The organism is Sporosarcina sp. BP05 (assembly GCF_014282005.1).
In the GTDB taxonomy this organism is placed as follows: Bacteria; Bacillota; Bacilli; order Bacillales_A; family Planococcaceae; genus Sporosarcina.
Genome location: NZ_JACFTD010000003.1, coordinates 43,927 through 59,999, shown reverse-complemented (window position 1 = coordinate 59,999; position 16,073 = coordinate 43,927). Strand labels below are relative to the sequence as shown.

The window sequence follows — 16,073 nt, the reverse complement described above, 5'->3', positions numbered from 1 at the left end:
TCACCCCCTTTCAGGATTGGTTAATCCTTTGCTGATCTTTTCTTTCTAGCGCCCGACTAACGCCTGTTAATATGGCTGCAATCAGTACCATTGTCCCTGCAATCCAAGCCGTATGAATGAGCCCAATCGAATCAGTAACCACTCCACCTACGTACGCACCCATCGCAATTCCGGCATTAAATGCGGCAATATTCATAGCAGAAGCAACGTCTACTGCACTCGGTACAAATCGTTCGGCTAACATGACGACATACACTTGAAGTCCAGAAACGTTCATAAATGCAAACAAACCCATGAAAAGTATTGTTACTAAACCCACAACCTTAAATGGAGCTGTAAATGTCAATATGAAAAGCACAATTGCTTGCGCAATAAACATATAAAATAGCGAACCAATCGGATTTTTATTTGACAGCTTTCCGCCAATCATATTACCAATTGCTATCGCAATTCCGTAAACAAGTAAGATGATCACGATGGTTCCTTGTTTAAATCCTGTTATCGTCTGAAGCAACGGAGATAAGTACGTGAATACGACAAATGTTCCTCCGTACCCTAGTGCTGTAATAGTCAATACCAGCAATATCCGGCTATTTGTTATGAGCTTAACTTGGTCCCGAATCGTTGTCGGAGTACTTTGACGTAAATCTGATGGAACAAGAATACTGTTCGCAATAAACCCTATAACCCCGATGACAACAATCGCTACAAAAGCAAAGCGCCAACCAAATTGTTGCCCTATGAATGTGCCAAATGGAACTCCTGTAATCGTAGCAACAGTAAGCCCAGTAAACATAATTGAAATCGCACTTGCTCTACGATTTTCAGGAACTAAATCAGCAGCAATCGTCGATCCAATTGACATAAAAACACCATGTGAAAACGCGGATATGACACGGGCAACAAGCAAAACGGTAACACTAGTTGCACCCGCTGCAATCCCGTTTCCTATGATAAAGACTATCATAATCCATAACAATAATTTTTTCCTTGGCATTCTTGAAGTAAGCGATGTTAATAATGGGGCACCTATCATTACTCCTAACGCGTACAGGGAAACAGTTAGTCCTGCCGTTGTCACCGATATGTCTAAGTCTTGAGAGATCAACGGCAACAGCCCAACACTAATAAATTCCGTTGTTCCTATTGCAAATGCACTGATAGCTAATGCAAGCAGCGCAAACATACTCCTCTTTTTATCTAAAGTCATTATTTTCATCCTTCCTATTCCCATGTTGTATGATTGAATTTGCGGAGTGCAAAATTAAATTACTCGTGCAATTCACCTGCAAATGTTAGTATGAGTCACAGGGATTAAAAAGAAAAGTACGCACTTTAAAGTACCATAGGCACTAAAAGGTTATATAGGTACTTTTTAGTACCCTAAGCTGAGGAGGATAACTATGACAAAAAAGAAGTATAATATATCCGTCGAAGCAACATTGGAAGTAATTGGGGGAAAGTGGAAATGTGTTATTCTGTGCCATTTAACACATGGTAAAAAACGGACGAGTGAATTGAAACGGCTCATGCCTGACATCACACAAAAAATGCTCACGCAACAATTGCGTGAGCTAGAAGCAGATGGCGTAATTAACCGGATTGCCTACAACCAGGTTCCACCTAAAGTAGAATATGAATTGAGTGAATATGGTTTAAGTTTAGAGGGCATATTAGATTCGCTATGTGCATGGGGGAACGTACATATTACGAAAGTATATGGAGATAAATTTTCCGTTCTAGAAGATAGCATTTTAAACGATAAACTAAAATAATGAACAGGAGAAAAAGCACCTTCTGCAATTGCGGAGGGCGCTTTTTCTGTGCTTCAATCGCTTGGAACAACTTCAATTTGATCTTTTTCAGTGCCCGCTACCACAACTGCTGCGGATGCATCCCCTACAATATTCACGGTTGTACGCATCATATCCAAAATCCGATCAATACCTGCGATAAGCGCGATTCCTTCGAGGGGCATATTGACAGAGGTTAGAACCATCGCCAACATAATCATACCAGCACCCGGTACTCCAGCTGTTCCAATTGAAGCTAAAATTGTGATTAAGACAATGGTTAAAAGTTGAGTAAATGACAAGTTTAGATTGTAAAATTGTGCAATGAAGACAACGGCAACACCTTGATAAATGGCTGTCCCATCCATATTAATCGTTGCACCAAGCGGAAGAACGAAGCTCGAAATTTTATTTGGCACACCTAGGTTTTCATTCGTATTTTTAATGGTTACTGGCAATGTTCCAGCACTACTTGCCGTACTGAAAGCGACAAGTGCAGCAGGTGAAATCCCTTTAAAAAACTTGATGGGACTCATTTTTCCCAAAACCTTTACAGCAGACGAGTAAACAATAACTGCATGAAGGATGCAGGCAATATAAACGGCTGCTATCACTTTTACAAGTGGCAAAAGAACTGCTAATCCATACTGACCGACAACTGGAGCGAGCAATCCGAGAATCCCGAGTGGTGCCACTTTCATAACGATACCGGTTATTTTATACATTACTTCTGCAAAACCTTCAAAGAAATGGTAAACCCGTTGTGCTTTTTCACCAACAAATGTTATGGCTAAACCGATGAACAATGCGAAGAAGATGATTTGTAATATATTCCCTGCAGCCAAAGCAGTAAACGGATTTTCAGGAATAATGTTCAAGATTGTTGTAATGGCGCTTTGTGGTTCTTGAGTAGCAGCTTCTGGAATAGTTAATCCTTCTGTCGATATCGTAATTCCTTTACCAGGTGATATCGTAAATGCGACAGCCAACCCTATAATGATTGCAATTGCCGTCGTAACTAAATAATACGAAATCGTTTTAACACCGATTCTCCCGAGCTGTTTCGGATCGGACGTTCCTGCAACACCTACGACTAATGTCGAAAAGATAAGCGGAGCAATGATGAATTTAATTAGCCGTAGAAACAGATCGCCAAACGGCTTCAAGAAATCAATAGAACTACCAAAGATACTGCCTAAAATAATAGCCAAGACGAATGCGATAAAAATCTGCGTGACAAGATTAAACTTGATATTCATTTTCCTCTCCCTCCTTCATTTTTTTGCTTACACCATCTTATACAAGTCTAGCCATCAATATGAAAGTAAAAAGACGCACTTCGTATGAAATAACTACGAAACGCGTCTTTATTTTATTGATAACATTATTAAATCCATCTACCCACAATCGGATAATTGTACTTTTCGTCATTTAGTGCTTTGACAATTGCTATGATTGGAACAATCAACCACATTAAACCGAATCCAATTAGCATTGGAATCCCGACAATTACAATAACAAGAATCGTAGAAACAACAATCAGTGCTCCCATGACCAGTTGGAATAAGATTGCTTGTATCGCCATCCTTTTGACCTCTAAATCATCAATAACTAGATAAATGATGAACGGTACCAAAAACGGCATGAAGAAAGCACTGGCATGAACTAACACTTTTAATCCTTTATTCTCCATATAATAATCCTCCCTGGCTTTTTCTAGTATCTTATTATACGGATGAGAGCGCGGGAAGATTCATTTATTTCAGCGGGAGCTTGTCGTACATTTCTTTAACTTTATCCACATCTACTTTTTCATGCGCTTCATCTGATACACTATATTTCTCTTTAAGCGTTAAAATCCGTTTCACACTCTCATTAAGCCGTTCTTCTGTAATTTCTCCTGTTGCAATAGCCTTTTTGAGCGCTTTGAAAGTATTTATTTGACCTTCATAATTGCGAACTACAAGTAGCAGATCACTTCCCGCGATGAAGGACTGAACAGCCGCTTCAGGGATTGTATAGTCATTCTCGATTGCCCCCATTGTCAGGTCATCCGTTATGATGACACCTTCAAACTGCATTTGGTTGCGAAGTAATCCCGTGATAATAGCTTTAGACATTGAGGATGGATAATCAGGGTCGAGTGCCGGGAATAAAATATGAGCCACCATTACAGCATCTGCACCTTCTTCAATTGCCTTTTGAAATGGTACTAGCTCTACGTTACGGAGTTCTTCCAAAGTTGTTTCCACTTTTGGCAACGACTTATGTGAATCAACAACCGTATCACCGTGCCCTGGGAAATGCTTAACGACAGGAATAATGCCATTGTCCATCATTCCATGCATCGTCGATATGCCTAGCTTAGCGACTTGATAGGGATCCGATCCGAATGAGCGATCCCCGATAACTGGGTTTGTCGGGTTACTATTAACATCCAATACAGGTGCGAAATTCATGTTATAACCGAATTCGTTAAGCACTTCAGCTAAATAGGTGCCAGCACGATAACTCACCGATTCATCATTGAGTTTACCGATTTGCGCACCTGTTGGTAGTCTTGGTATATCGGCGGGCAGTCTGGAAACACGTCCTCCTTCTTCATCTACAGAAAGGAATAGAGGATTTTTATTAGGTTCATTTGCTTTTTTAATGTCATTAATCAGGTGCACTAATTTAGGTGTTGTCGATACATTTTTCCCCATAATAATAATTCCACCAACATGATAATTATGAATAATGTTATCCATCTCACCAGAATACGAGGTACCTTCCACACCAATCACTAGTAATTGCCCGACCTTTTCTTCCAACGTCATTTTGCCAATCATTTCATCTATGGGTGACGTGGTACCCTTGGGAGACTTTACTACTTCCCCTTTTTCAGGTGGTATAATCATCGTTGGTATAGTTTCACCTTTCTGTTTTGATAGAAAACACCCCGGCATCAATAAAATGCAACAAACGACGAGAAAAATGAACTTATAATCACGATTCACTGTCACTCCCCTTTTCTCATTACTTCATTTCCACCAATCAATCGCAGCTTCAATATTGCTAACCGACACCGATTCTTTCTGCATAGGGGCTGGACAAGATTTATTGTATTCAAATACCTTTTCGTTTAATTTTTCTATTCGCGATTCCAATACTGTTGCAGTATCTGTCGCATGAATAGCTGCAATTGCGATTACTTCATCACGAATTTCGTGCTGTAGCTTCAGCCAATGTGGTTTATAACCGGCATCTTTTGCAATCCGTTGAAAATGTTGGAATGTATCACCTGAGAAATATTCCTGTGGCAGTGGTTTCCCTTGTCCCGCCAAATTATCCATACCACCTTTTTTGTAAACTCTTTTAAAATATCGCCAATCAGATCGTTGTATGGTGGGTTTAATTTATCATCGCTCATACTCATTAACTTCCTCCTTACTCTATATTTTTATAATTTCATTTTTCCCTGAAGTATAATCCAGCTTCATTTGTTCCAATTCGATTTTCATCTTTTCAGTTTCCATGATGAAGTTTTGCTGTTTTAGTTTTTCTAGTTCAATTTCATCGCGCATAAATTCCCCTTTGATTTTCACAATTCTTCTCTGGTGATCGGTAATAATTGCAATGATCGGCACACTCATCACAAGACCAACTATAATAACTCCCTCTAGCATCTCAATCGCCCCTTATTCTTGTAATTAGTTTAATTGTACATTATCTCAATTGTCTGTCATACATTTTCAATTCATTTTGTTCAACTTTCACAGGGTACAATACGTATAATTGGGCATACTCCCATAATACGTTACACGAAATGAGGTTATCCAATTGAAGTTCACCCTTGAGGAAGCCGTTAACAATTATGCACTCCCTTTTCAATCTGATAAGGATCTTTCAACTATAATCGAAGCCATAGGTGATGCAAAAATCGTCTTATTAGGAGAAGCAAGCCATGGGACATCGGAATTTTACAAAGTCCGCGCTAGGCTGTCTAAAATGCTGATTGAACAGAAAGGCTTTTCAGCCATCGCGGTCGAAGGCGATTGGCCTTCCTCTCAACAGGTTAATCGCTACATAAAAGGCTATAGTGAAAGTAAAGGAAATGTCCAAGAAGTATTGAAAGCTTTCGGCAGATGGCCAACGTGGATGTGGGCCAATGAAGAGATTGCGGAGTTTATCGACTGGTTAAAAATGCATAATGATAAAATGATTCCTGATAAAAAAGTTGGGTTTTACGGAATTGATCTATATAGCCTTTGGGAATCAATGGAGGAAATTATCCATTACTTATCAGAATCCAATCCTGCTGGTGCGGATCTTGACCTCGCTAAAAAAGCGTATTCCTGCTTTGAACCTTTCAACGGCATGCCGGATCATTATGCAATTTCCACAGCACATTTTTCACAAGTGTGCATTGACGAAGTGAGTGATTTATTATCGTCCATTCGTTCGCATACTAAACACTATGAAGCCAGTCAGGAAACCACATTAAATTTAAAAGTGAATGCACTCGTTACTAAAAATGCAGAAGAATATTACCGCGCCATGCTTAAAGACAATGCACTTTCCTGGAATATTCGTGATGAACATATGGTTGAAGCGATTAATGAGGTGATGAATCATTATGGAAAAGATGCAAAGATTATCGTTTGGGAGCATAATACACATATCGGAGATGCCCGTGCAACAACCATGCAGGAGGACGGAATGCTCAATGTCGGTCAACTACTTCGAGAACAATTTAAGAAAGATGATGTCTATGCAGTAGGATTCGGGACGCATCGAGGTACCGTCATCGCGGCTAAAGAGTGGGGAGTACCTTACGGGAAAATAGAAGTTCCTCCTGCACGTCAACATTCTTGGGAAGATTTATTACACAAGTCAGGCGCTTTCGATAAACTATTTATTTTCAATGAAGAAAATCGTAAATATTTCTCAGGTTGGATTGGCCATCGAGCAATCGGAGTCGTCTATAACCCTGAATATGAACAATACGGTAATTATGTACCGTCTCAAATCGGAAATCGCTATGATGCTTTTATTTTTATTGATCAAACAAATGCACTGGAACCGTTAAAGGTAGGAGTAACGGTTACTGACATATGACATTATGACAGCGGGAATAGAAAAAGCGTGTTGATGTTAACACGCTTTTTCTTTTTTATTTGTGGAGCTGCTAAAATCAATATAATCATTCTTCGCTTAAATCGCTTTCAACAACATTTTTAAGTGTTGAAAGTTTGTTGTCCCAAAACTGTCCATAGAAGGTAAGCCATGTTTGCAATTTTTGCAGCGGCTCAGCTTCCAAACAATATAATTTTTCACGACCCCTTTTTCGAGCAATCACAAGCCCAGCCGATTCTAATACATGCAGATGCTTGGTTACGGCAGTTCTACTCATCGTAAAATGGCTACTGATTGTTGAAATCGATAATTCTTCACTTGCGAGCAGTTTAAGCAATTTCCGTCGAGTCGGGTCGGCAATTGCTTGAAAAACATCGTATCGTTGGGGCTCTACAGCCAATTAGCCTTCAACCACATGTTTCAGTTTTAGTACAAGTCCATCCCATCCGCCGGACATACGTGAACGCACCTCTGCATGTGATTCACCAAATTCTGTTTGATTTGCTTCATTCCATCCCGCATGAATTAGTGTTAATTCAGTTTGACCGTCTTTTTCTTTCAACTCAAACGTGATTAGCCATTCCGATCCCCACTCGAAAGATAAGCGATTTGGTGGATTCACTTCCGTCACTTTACACACCGAATTGCCCCACGGTCCCGCTTGTAGGATAAATTCTTTCCCTTCAATCGGTTGCATATCATTCGGCATAAACCAAGCACCAATTCCTTCAGCTGTAGCAACATATCCCCAAACTTTTTCCAATGGTGCATTGATAAGTATATTCTTTTTCACTTTGGCGAATCGTTCATTTTCATTAATTGACATATAAAAACCTCCCCATTAATAAGTGAAACCAATTGGTTGCATGTTTAACTATATACAACCAATTGGTTTCATGTCAATTTTCAATTTAGAATTCATTAAAAAAGCTGACTGCACGCGGCAATCAGCTTTTCACATTTACATATTCCATTATTTATTCGCAAATGTTGCTGGCATAACAACTGCAACCACTTCCCCTGTTGCAACAACCGTGTCATCAGCAAATACTTCGACAGACACCTTAAATTTCTTGGGATGAATTTCTTCCACTTTTCCAACCGCTTTTAACACGATTCCTTGCTTAGTTGGCTTCATATAATTCACGTTTAATGACGCTGTTACGAAACGCGGAGGTTCTTCTCCACTGCCTGGCTCATGCCCGTTTTTTCGGTGCAGCGCAAGCGCGGCAGAACCCGTCCCATGACAATCGACAAATGATGCGATTAGCCCGCCATAAACAAACCCTGGGATTGCAATATGTTTCGTAGACGGTTCATAATAGGATACCGTCTCTTCCCCTTGCCACCCTGTTCGAAAATGATATCCATCTTCATTTAAGCGCCCACAACCAAAACACCAAGCGAAATCTTCCGGATAGTCATCTTGAATTGCATGTACTACTTCTTTAGTCATCCCACTCATCCCCCATTCCTACGTAATCATTATAACATTCCGACAATCTATTAATCCTCTAAAATATCTTTCAGAAACTTTTCCCGATGATCCAGGAAATATTTTGTGATCTGATAGTGCTCTGTCATTTCATATTCAGTTTCCTTTATTTCCCCATCATCAAAACTCAAGATTGTCGCATCGGGATAGCCTAAAATTATGGGGGAATGTGTTGCAATGATGAACTGGCAATTTTCATCCCTGACAAGATCATGCATGATACGTAGAAACGACAGCTGCCTTTGCGGTGATAATGCGGCCTCCGGCTCATCGAGTAAATAAATTGCATCTCCATTGAAACGATTTAAAAACAATGACAGGAATGATTCACCATGTGATTGTTCATGCAATGATTTCCCTCCATAGCTATTTTGAGCAGCAGCGCCTAACCCATCAATGTGTGAAGCAAAATGATAAAAAGATTCGGCCCGTAAAAAGAATCCGTTCGTCACTTTTGGCATCCATGACAAGCGAAGATAATCACTTAATGCACTTTCAGACGCATCTACTTCATAGGTATTATTCCTACCTCCCCCTGCCGCATTAAACCCGCATAAATCCGCGACGCCCTCAAGTAATGTCGATTTCCCTGAACCATTTTCCCCAACAAAAAATGTAACACTATTTGTTAGATTTAATTCCGTTAGTGATTGTATTGAAGGAATAGAAAATGGATACTCCTTCTCTGATTGCGTCTCTTTATGAAGAAGCGTTATTTTTTTCAAAAACATTTGATTATAACTCCTTTCTACAAATTTTCCCGTGTGATTCTGCATAGATTATTAATGTACAAGCATGATCCCGTACATCTTCATCTGCGTATACTAAAGAAATGAATTACAGGGGGAATAGAACATGAAAATAAGGGCACTATTATTGATTGCGATTATGATCATGGGCACATATGCAATGATCCAAGTTTTTCTGGGCTATGATAAGAAAGAAATTTTAGCCGTTATTGATCCCACAAAATCTTCATTTAGTTTAATGACCTTTTCGGAACCTTCCCTATCAGGAGCCGCCCCAAAAATTTGGAATGTCAATGATGAGTCTGAAATTGAAAGCTTACTTGAATTCCTTCAAGATTATCACGTTCGGAAATTAAAGCCTAACAAAATCAATAGGGTCGATGACATCAACCAGTTCATTATTAACTTAACAGATAAAAATGGAGACAACTTTAGTATTGTTGTTAATGAGGATTTAATCATCGAGAACTCTTCGCTCTATTACGAAGTCGTTGACGGTCCTATAGACGTGGATTGGATTGTTCAGTTTTTTATCAGCAATAAAATTTAACCATTCCAACACGAGGGCAAGATAGTCATTCTATTCTTGTCCTTTTTAACTTTGTAAAGAAGTCTCCCACTTCTTTATAAAGTTAAAGCCTCCGGCGGATGTCCCAGATTTTGAAGGGTGTTAATTGAGCAAGCTCAATTAACACCCTTCAAAATCTGGACGCAAATACACTTATTTAAGTGGAGCAATCAAAAAGTCAGCCGCAAATTCAGTAATAAATCGTTGTTCCTTGTCTATTTTCCTAAGAAGTTTCATACTTCGTATATACTTATAGGAACTGTACTTAAAGGAGAGAAATAATCATGGAATTTAAAAGCATAGATGAACAAGTCATTCAAAAATATCAACAGGATGAGCAGTTGATGATTCGGTTGTTTGTACAATGGTGTGCTAATAATGAAGTGAATCCGCATGAGTTATATAGCCGCGCCTACCCAGACCAACAAGAAAATGAGACGATGAAGAAAATAGTTGAGGAAGCTAAATATGAAGAAGAAATCGAAATTGATAACGAAACAATGCTGGATGTCTTACAACTTTTCGGCAATGATGATCTCGCTTTTATCCTAACAGATGAAATCGAACGTCTTTCAAAAAAGCACAAATAACACTATTTATCTGAAAGTTGTCAAAAAGGTGATTTGTTTTTTACTTTTACTCTATTCTACTATATACTATTATTTAGTTCGACATCCGTAATAAAAGGGAGAGATTTGATTGGTTAAAAGTATGCCGCTACGCTCAGAAGTAAAGACAGAAGAAACATGGAATCTGCAAGACCTTTTCAAAACGGAAGAAGCCTACAATTCTGCAGTAATTGAATTGGAAAAAGAAGTCGGTGCATATGCTGAAAAATTCAATGGTAACATTAAAGATGCTAAATCTGTACATGAAGCATTGGAAGGCTATGCGGCTATTTATGAAAAAATGGTTCCAGTTGGTACCTACACAAGCTTGTCATCCAGTACAGACCAAACGGATGATGAAGCACAGATGCGTTCAAGCAAGTTTGGTTCAACTGCAGCAAAAATAAACAGCAAGCTATCATTCGTCAACAGTGAACTTTCTGTGTTGCCTGTAGATGTTTTGGAAGATGCAATGAAACAGTCAGGTGATTTCAAAAATTACTTGGAGAAATTGATTCTCAAAAAAGAGTACCAATTGCACCCCGAGGTTGAGAAAACATTAGCTGCATTTTCTTCCACATTCGCTGGCCCGTACGGCTTGTATAACACGACGAAAATGGTTGATATGTCATTTGATGATTTTGAAGTAGATGGCAAAAAATATCCGTTGAGCTATGTGTCCTTTGAAGGGGATTGGGAATCAGAAGCAGATACGGACAAGCGCCGCGCTGCATTTAATGCATTTTCCTCAAAATTAAAAGACTATCAGCATACGACTGCAAAAACGTACGACATGCATCTGCAAACCGAAAAGACAACTGCTGATTTGCGTGGTTACGACACAATTTTCGATTACTTACTGTTCAATCAAGAAGTGGAAAAATCTATGTATGACCGTCAAATTGATTTGATCACAAAGGAACTTGCGCCTCATATGCGCAAATACGCGAAACTTCTTCAAAAAGTCCATGGACTTGATAAAATGACATTTGCCGATTTGAAAATCCCGCTTGATCCGACTTACGAACCAAAAATAACGGTAGATGAATCCAAGAAATACATTGATGATGCCCTAGCTATTATGGGTGACGATTACATGAATATGGTAGATCGATCATATAAAGAAAGATGGATAGACTTCGCTCAGAACAAAGGAAAATCGACAGGTGCATTCTGTTCTAGTCCTTACGGCAACCATCCATATATCCTTATTTCATGGACAGGCAGCATGGAAGATGTATTTGTTTTGGCTCATGAATTAGGCCATGCGGGTCATTTCTACAATGCGAACCGGGAGCAAAACGTCTTCAATGCACGTCCTTCCTTGTACTTCATCGAAGCACCATCAACGATGAATGAAATGCTTGTAGCAAACCATTTACTTTCAAATTCGGATGATCCGAAATTCAAACGCTGGGTCATTTCATCCATCGTTGCACGTACGTACTATCATAACTTCGTAACGCACTTACTAGAAGCTGCCTACCAGCGCAAAGTCTACGAACGCATTGATGCTGGCGGCAGTGTTAACGCAGGTGTTTTGAACAACTTAAAACGCGGCGTTCTTGAAGAGTTCTGGGGAGATGATGTGGAAATTAATGAAGGCGCGGAACTTACATGGATGCGTCAACCACACTACTACATGGGCTTGTATCCATACACATACAGTGCTGGACTAACCATCTCCACACAAGTATCCAAACGTGTCTTGGAAGAAGGACAACCTGCTGTGGACGAATGGCTTGAAGTTTTGAAAGCCGGCGGTACAAAATCCCCTGCTGAACTTTCAAAAATGGCGGGTGTTGACATTACAACAGATAAACCGTTGCGTGACACTATTGCTTACATCGGTGACTTGATCAATCAGCTAGTTGTGTTAACCGAAGAAATCGAAGGCGTGAAAAATTAAGTTTGCTTGATTACTTTGATGCGAGTCAATCCGATTATGGATTGATTCGTTTTTTTAGTAAAGTCAAGATGAAAACCATCCAAATAACTGAATCTAGTATTTATGGCTCCTATCTGTATGTAGACATTTTATCTCAAAAGCTATAAGATTCAACTAACATACTATTATGTGACTACTAAGAAAACGAGGTTATTTCATGACAATTTCAAATCGATTAAAAAACTTACCCCCGCACTTTTTCGCATCACTTGTTCGAAACGTTCAAGAAGCTCTTTCACAAGGGCGAGATGTTATTAACTTGGGGCGAGGAAACCCCGACCAACCGACACCTCCTCATATTGTAAAAGCTCTTCAAGAAGCGGTGGAAGATCCAGCAACGCATGGGTACTCCCCTTTTAGAGGGACTCCCGAATTAAAACAGGCTGTTGCTGACTTTTATAAACGGGAATACGATGTTCATATTGATCCTAAAACAGAAGTAGCGATTCTATTTGGAACAAAACCTGGATTGGTCGAGTTACCCCTTGCTATTATGAATGAAGGCGAATTGCTTTTATTACCGGATCCAGGATATCCCGATTATTTATCAAGTGTAAGCTTGGCAAATATTACATACGACTTAATGCCATTACTTGCGGAAAACGATTTTTTACCTGATTACACTGCACTCTCAGATGAACAAAAAAAACAAGCAAAATTAATGTATTTAAACTATCCAAATAACCCAACGAGCGCAACAGCCACGATTCCATTTTTCGATGAAACGATTGCATTGGCAAAAGCCAATGATATTGCAATTTTGCATGACTTTGCTTACGGGGGAATTGGTTTTGACGGTGAGAAACCCGTCAGTTTCCTTCAGGCAGAAGGTGCAAAAGAAGTCGGAATTGAAATGTACACATTGTCAAAAACCTATAATATGGCGGGGTGGCGTGTCGGTTTTGCCATCGGAAATGCCGAAATCATCGAAGCAATCAGCTTACTGCAAGACCATCTATTCATAGATATATTTCCAGCAATTCAGCGTGCAGCTGCAGAGGCATTATCGGGAAGTCAGGATTGTGTGGACGAGCTAGTATCACTATACGAAAGCCGCCGAAATGTTTTAATTTCCGAATGTAAACGAATCGGTTGGGATGTTATTGCGCCTACTGCCTCTTTCTTCGCCTGGTTACCAGTTCCAAAAGGATATACGAGCGAGTCTTTCACAAAATTACTATTGGACAAAGCAGACATTGCTGTAGCACCGGGCCATGCTTTTGGACAGTATGGTGAAGGCTATGTACGTGTAGGCTTATTGGAAAATGAAGACCGATTAAAAGAAGCAGTAGCACGGATTGAAAAACTCGCTATATTTTCATGAAAAGATAACTAAAATTGGATCTCACATCAAAAAGGCCAGGAATAATCTCCTGGCCTTTTTGAATTAACTATTCATCTATCATTAGAAACATTGGAAAGAACGAATATCGGTTCGATTTATTACATGATGAATCCAACCACGCCTTCTGCTCCAACGTAACCCAATAATCAATTGTCTCCCTATAAATGTTGGAAAGAACCAAAAGCTGTTTCCATTACTCAACCATATATAGGTATTGCTATATAAACAATTTCTTATCCTACTCGGACCAACTTGCCACGCAGGTATTGGTGGCGAAAAGCCAGGCGGTGGACCCATAGGAACTCCTCCCATTGGTGGTCCAAAATTGTCTTGGCGGTGCCGAAATCCTTGTTGGTTATGGTCCCCTCCATGCTGATCGAAATACAAGACACATCCCCCTTTTCATGTAGTTCCTTTTAGTATATGGGGATTACTTAGAACGGTGAAAAGCATCTATTTTTCGATGGTTGATGTGCAACAAAAAGAAAAATTAGCATCAACTAACCTTTTGAGAATAATGCAACTAATCTTAAACCGTTATTTGCTTTATTGAAGTAATAAGCAATCGGAAGGAATGTGATATACGAGGAGGAATGATCTACAATTCCTTCCCAAAGGATGTGACCCTCTTACCTTTCAACCGTTGCTTGTACAAGCATTTTTGTATATGGATGACGAGTATCTGAAAAAAGATCCTTTGATAAGAACAAATCAACCAGCACACCTTGTTTAAAAACTGCAATTCGATCACACATATATTGTACTGACGCCATATCATGTGAAATAAATAAATAGGACATATTAAATTCTTTCTTCAATTCCTTAAGCAGGTTTAATATTTGTGCTTGGATGGATACATCTAAGCTGGATGTTGGTTCATCACATATAAGTAAATTAGGTTGAAGGCCAATTCCTCTGGCAATCCCTACTCTCTGTCTCTGACCTCCGCTAAGCTGATGGGGGTACCGTTCAAGAAAATCTCTGTCCAAGCCCACCTTTTCAAGTAGTATTTCCGCCATCTTTCTCTTGTCGTTTCTTACTCCCTTTAAAAATGAGGGAACCACATCAGGATAATTTTCCAGAGGTTCAATAATAGACTTCCAAACAGGAAGCTTAGGATTTAAGGATGCCCATGGGTCCTGAAACACGACCTGAACATGGCGCCTGGCCTTTCTGAGCTCAGCACCCCTTAGCTGTTGAAAATCAAGGCCATTTAGGGTGATTTGTCCTCCGTCTAAATGTTCAAGTCCTACTATCAATTTAGCCATTGTACTTTTTCCGCTTCCGCTTTCCCCAATCAGACCAAGAGACTCGCCTTGTTCCATCTGAAAAGTGACTTCGGTTAAAACCGAAGTCGAGCGATATGATTTAGAAACTTTTTCAACTTGAAGCATTTGTATAATCAGCCTCCAAATCTGCAGCGTGACACGCGACCCACTGAGAATCCCCTACTGATTGCATCTTTGGTAAAATGCTACACTTTTTAAATGACTTGGGACACCGAAGAGCAAACGCACATCCCTGTTCGGCAACTAATCCAGGCTCTCCTGGTATAACAACTAATTTCTCTGGGACAACCCTACTTAAGACAGGTCTTGCTTGTAATAGTAGCTTTGTATACGGATGAATAGGGTTTTTCCGAATCTCATTTGTCAAACCCCTTTCAACGATCTGTCCTCCATACATAACTGCTATTGAATCCGTTCTTTTTAATACATGGTTAAGATTATGAGAAATTAGAAGAACCGCGCAATTATATTCTTTCTGGAGTTCAACAAGTAGATCTAAGATATTCTCACTGGTCAGTACATCAAGAGCGGTTGTCGGCTCGTCCGCAACAATTAGAAAAGGTTGAAACATTAGCGCTGCGGCAAGAGCAGCTCGTTGAAGTTGCCCCCCACTAAGTTGATAAGGATAGCTGGTAAAAACCTGATTAGCTGGCAGTTTCACACGTTCAAGCCATATTAGAACCTTCTTCTTTGCATCTAGTTTACTGATTTTGCGATGACTACGAAGCGCTTCGATGAGTTGGTTTCCAATCTTAATGAAGGGAGTAAAACTTCCTTGATAGTTTTGGAAAATATAAGCAATTTCATTTCCGCGGAGACGCCGCATTTCTTTTTCAGAAAGATTTAAAAGTTCTCTACCATGAAGCTTTATTTGTCCTTCTGTAACCTTTAAGGACTTTGGAAGTAAACCTACTAATGCGCATGCTGTCAAACTTTTACCGCTTCCACTTTCTCCAACAATACCAAGCATTTCACCTGATTTTATTGTGAAGTTAATGTTCTTAACCAATTTAATGTCCTCTTTTTTATTCTCACCAAGTGATGAAATAGAAAGATTCTTTATTTCCAGCAAAGGAAGGGATTGAAAAAAAGTTTCTTCCTTAACATAGTCATTTGTTAGTGGTTGTGTGAAATCAACTGATATCGTCACCTTGCACCTC

The 16,073-nt window shown here is 39.6% G+C and carries 18 protein-coding genes; 6 read left to right on the top strand and 12 right to left on the bottom strand.

Features of this window, described 5'->3' with window-relative positions:
* Positions 1-10 precede the first annotated feature (10 nt).
* The gene (locus H2672_RS05030) at positions 11-1,210 is read right to left on the bottom strand and encodes an MFS transporter (protein ID WP_186669813.1); all 1,200 of its coding nucleotides are present in this window, start codon (positions 1,208-1,210) and stop codon (positions 11-13) included.
* Between the two features lie 193 nt (positions 1,211-1,403).
* Here H2672_RS05030 and H2672_RS05025 point away from each other — a divergent pair, with 193 nt between their 5' ends.
* The gene (locus H2672_RS05025; RefSeq protein ID WP_186669811.1) at positions 1,404-1,775 is read left to right on the top strand and encodes a winged helix-turn-helix transcriptional regulator; all 372 of its coding nucleotides are present in this window, start codon (positions 1,404-1,406) and stop codon (positions 1,773-1,775) included.
* Positions 1,776-1,828: 53 nt separating this feature from the next.
* On the opposite strand, the gene H2672_RS05020 is transcribed toward H2672_RS05025, so the two are convergent.
* The 5 genes from H2672_RS05020 to H2672_RS05000 all read right to left on the bottom strand — a co-directional run bounded on the left by H2672_RS05020 (position 1,829) and on the right by H2672_RS05000 (position 5,461).
* Complete coding sequence (locus tag H2672_RS05020) at positions 1,829-3,046, bottom strand: dicarboxylate/amino acid:cation symporter (RefSeq protein ID WP_186670251.1); 1,218 nt, start codon at positions 3,044-3,046, stop codon at positions 1,829-1,831.
* Between the two features lie 134 nt (positions 3,047-3,180).
* Positions 3,181-3,486: a DUF4870 domain-containing protein gene (locus H2672_RS05015; RefSeq protein WP_186669809.1), complete on the bottom strand. Its 306-nt coding sequence runs from the start codon at positions 3,484-3,486 to the stop codon at positions 3,181-3,183.
* 64 nt (positions 3,487-3,550) lie between these two features.
* Positions 3,551-4,792 (bottom strand): beta-N-acetylhexosaminidase, encoded by a 1,242-nt coding sequence (nagZ, locus tag H2672_RS05010; protein ID WP_186669807.1) that lies wholly within the window; start codon positions 4,790-4,792, stop codon positions 3,551-3,553.
* A 24-nt stretch (positions 4,793-4,816) separates the two neighbouring features.
* Complete coding sequence (locus H2672_RS05005) at positions 4,817-5,128, bottom strand: DnaJ family domain-containing protein (RefSeq protein WP_255485337.1); 312 nt, start codon at positions 5,126-5,128, stop codon at positions 4,817-4,819.
* A 99-nt stretch (positions 5,129-5,227) separates the two neighbouring features.
* Complete coding sequence (locus H2672_RS05000; RefSeq protein WP_186669805.1) at positions 5,228-5,461, bottom strand: hypothetical protein; 234 nt, start codon at positions 5,459-5,461, stop codon at positions 5,228-5,230.
* Positions 5,462-5,615: 154 nt separating this feature from the next.
* Between H2672_RS05000 and H2672_RS04995 the strand changes: the two genes are divergently transcribed.
* Positions 5,616-6,893: an erythromycin esterase family protein gene (locus tag H2672_RS04995; protein ID WP_186669803.1), complete on the top strand. Its 1,278-nt coding sequence runs from the start codon at positions 5,616-5,618 to the stop codon at positions 6,891-6,893.
* A gap of 85 nt (positions 6,894-6,978) precedes the next feature.
* Here the strand turns inward: H2672_RS04995 and H2672_RS04990 are convergent, their stop codons facing one another.
* From H2672_RS04990 to H2672_RS04975, 4 genes are all read right to left on the bottom strand, one after another.
* A complete protein-coding gene (locus H2672_RS04990) occupies positions 6,979-7,311 on the bottom strand; it encodes an ArsR/SmtB family transcription factor (RefSeq protein WP_186669801.1) in 333 nt (110 codons plus the stop codon).
* Complete coding sequence (locus H2672_RS04985) at positions 7,312-7,737, bottom strand: SRPBCC family protein (protein WP_186669799.1); 426 nt, start codon at positions 7,735-7,737, stop codon at positions 7,312-7,314.
* A 147-nt stretch (positions 7,738-7,884) separates the two neighbouring features.
* On the bottom strand, positions 7,885-8,367 hold the full coding sequence (locus tag H2672_RS04980; protein ID WP_186669797.1) for a PaaI family thioesterase: 483 nt from the start codon (positions 8,365-8,367) through the stop codon (positions 7,885-7,887).
* Positions 8,368-8,417: 50 nt separating this feature from the next.
* Positions 8,418-9,137, bottom strand: coding sequence for an AAA family ATPase (locus H2672_RS04975; protein ID WP_186669795.1), 720 nt, complete (start codon positions 9,135-9,137; stop codon positions 8,418-8,420).
* A 124-nt stretch (positions 9,138-9,261) separates the two neighbouring features.
* Between H2672_RS04975 and H2672_RS04970 the strand changes: the two genes are divergently transcribed.
* The 4 genes from H2672_RS04970 (at position 9,262) to H2672_RS04955 (ending at position 13,603) form a co-directional block, all read left to right on the top strand.
* A complete protein-coding gene (locus tag H2672_RS04970) occupies positions 9,262-9,705 on the top strand; it encodes a hypothetical protein (RefSeq protein WP_186669793.1) in 444 nt (147 codons plus the stop codon).
* Between the two features lie 302 nt (positions 9,706-10,007).
* The gene (locus H2672_RS04965; protein WP_186669792.1) at positions 10,008-10,313 is read left to right on the top strand and encodes a hypothetical protein; all 306 of its coding nucleotides are present in this window, start codon (positions 10,008-10,010) and stop codon (positions 10,311-10,313) included.
* A 109-nt stretch (positions 10,314-10,422) separates the two neighbouring features.
* Positions 10,423-12,240, top strand: coding sequence for an oligoendopeptidase F (pepF, locus tag H2672_RS04960; protein ID WP_186669791.1), 1,818 nt, complete (start codon positions 10,423-10,425; stop codon positions 12,238-12,240).
* A gap of 196 nt (positions 12,241-12,436) precedes the next feature.
* Positions 12,437-13,603: a pyridoxal phosphate-dependent aminotransferase gene (locus H2672_RS04955; RefSeq protein WP_186669787.1), complete on the top strand. Its 1,167-nt coding sequence runs from the start codon at positions 12,437-12,439 to the stop codon at positions 13,601-13,603.
* Between the two features lie 650 nt (positions 13,604-14,253).
* On the opposite strand, the gene H2672_RS04950 is transcribed toward H2672_RS04955, so the two are convergent.
* Together H2672_RS04950 and H2672_RS04945 are read right to left on the bottom strand one after the other, a co-directional pair.
* Positions 14,254-15,018 (bottom strand): ABC transporter ATP-binding protein, encoded by a 765-nt coding sequence (locus H2672_RS04950; protein ID WP_222439307.1) that lies wholly within the window; start codon positions 15,016-15,018, stop codon positions 14,254-14,256.
* Positions 15,005-16,063 (bottom strand): ABC transporter ATP-binding protein, encoded by a 1,059-nt coding sequence (locus H2672_RS04945; RefSeq protein WP_370569603.1) that lies wholly within the window; start codon positions 16,061-16,063, stop codon positions 15,005-15,007. Before H2672_RS04945 ends, H2672_RS04950 begins: the two co-directional genes overlap by 14 nt.
* Positions 16,064-16,073 lie beyond the last annotated feature (10 nt).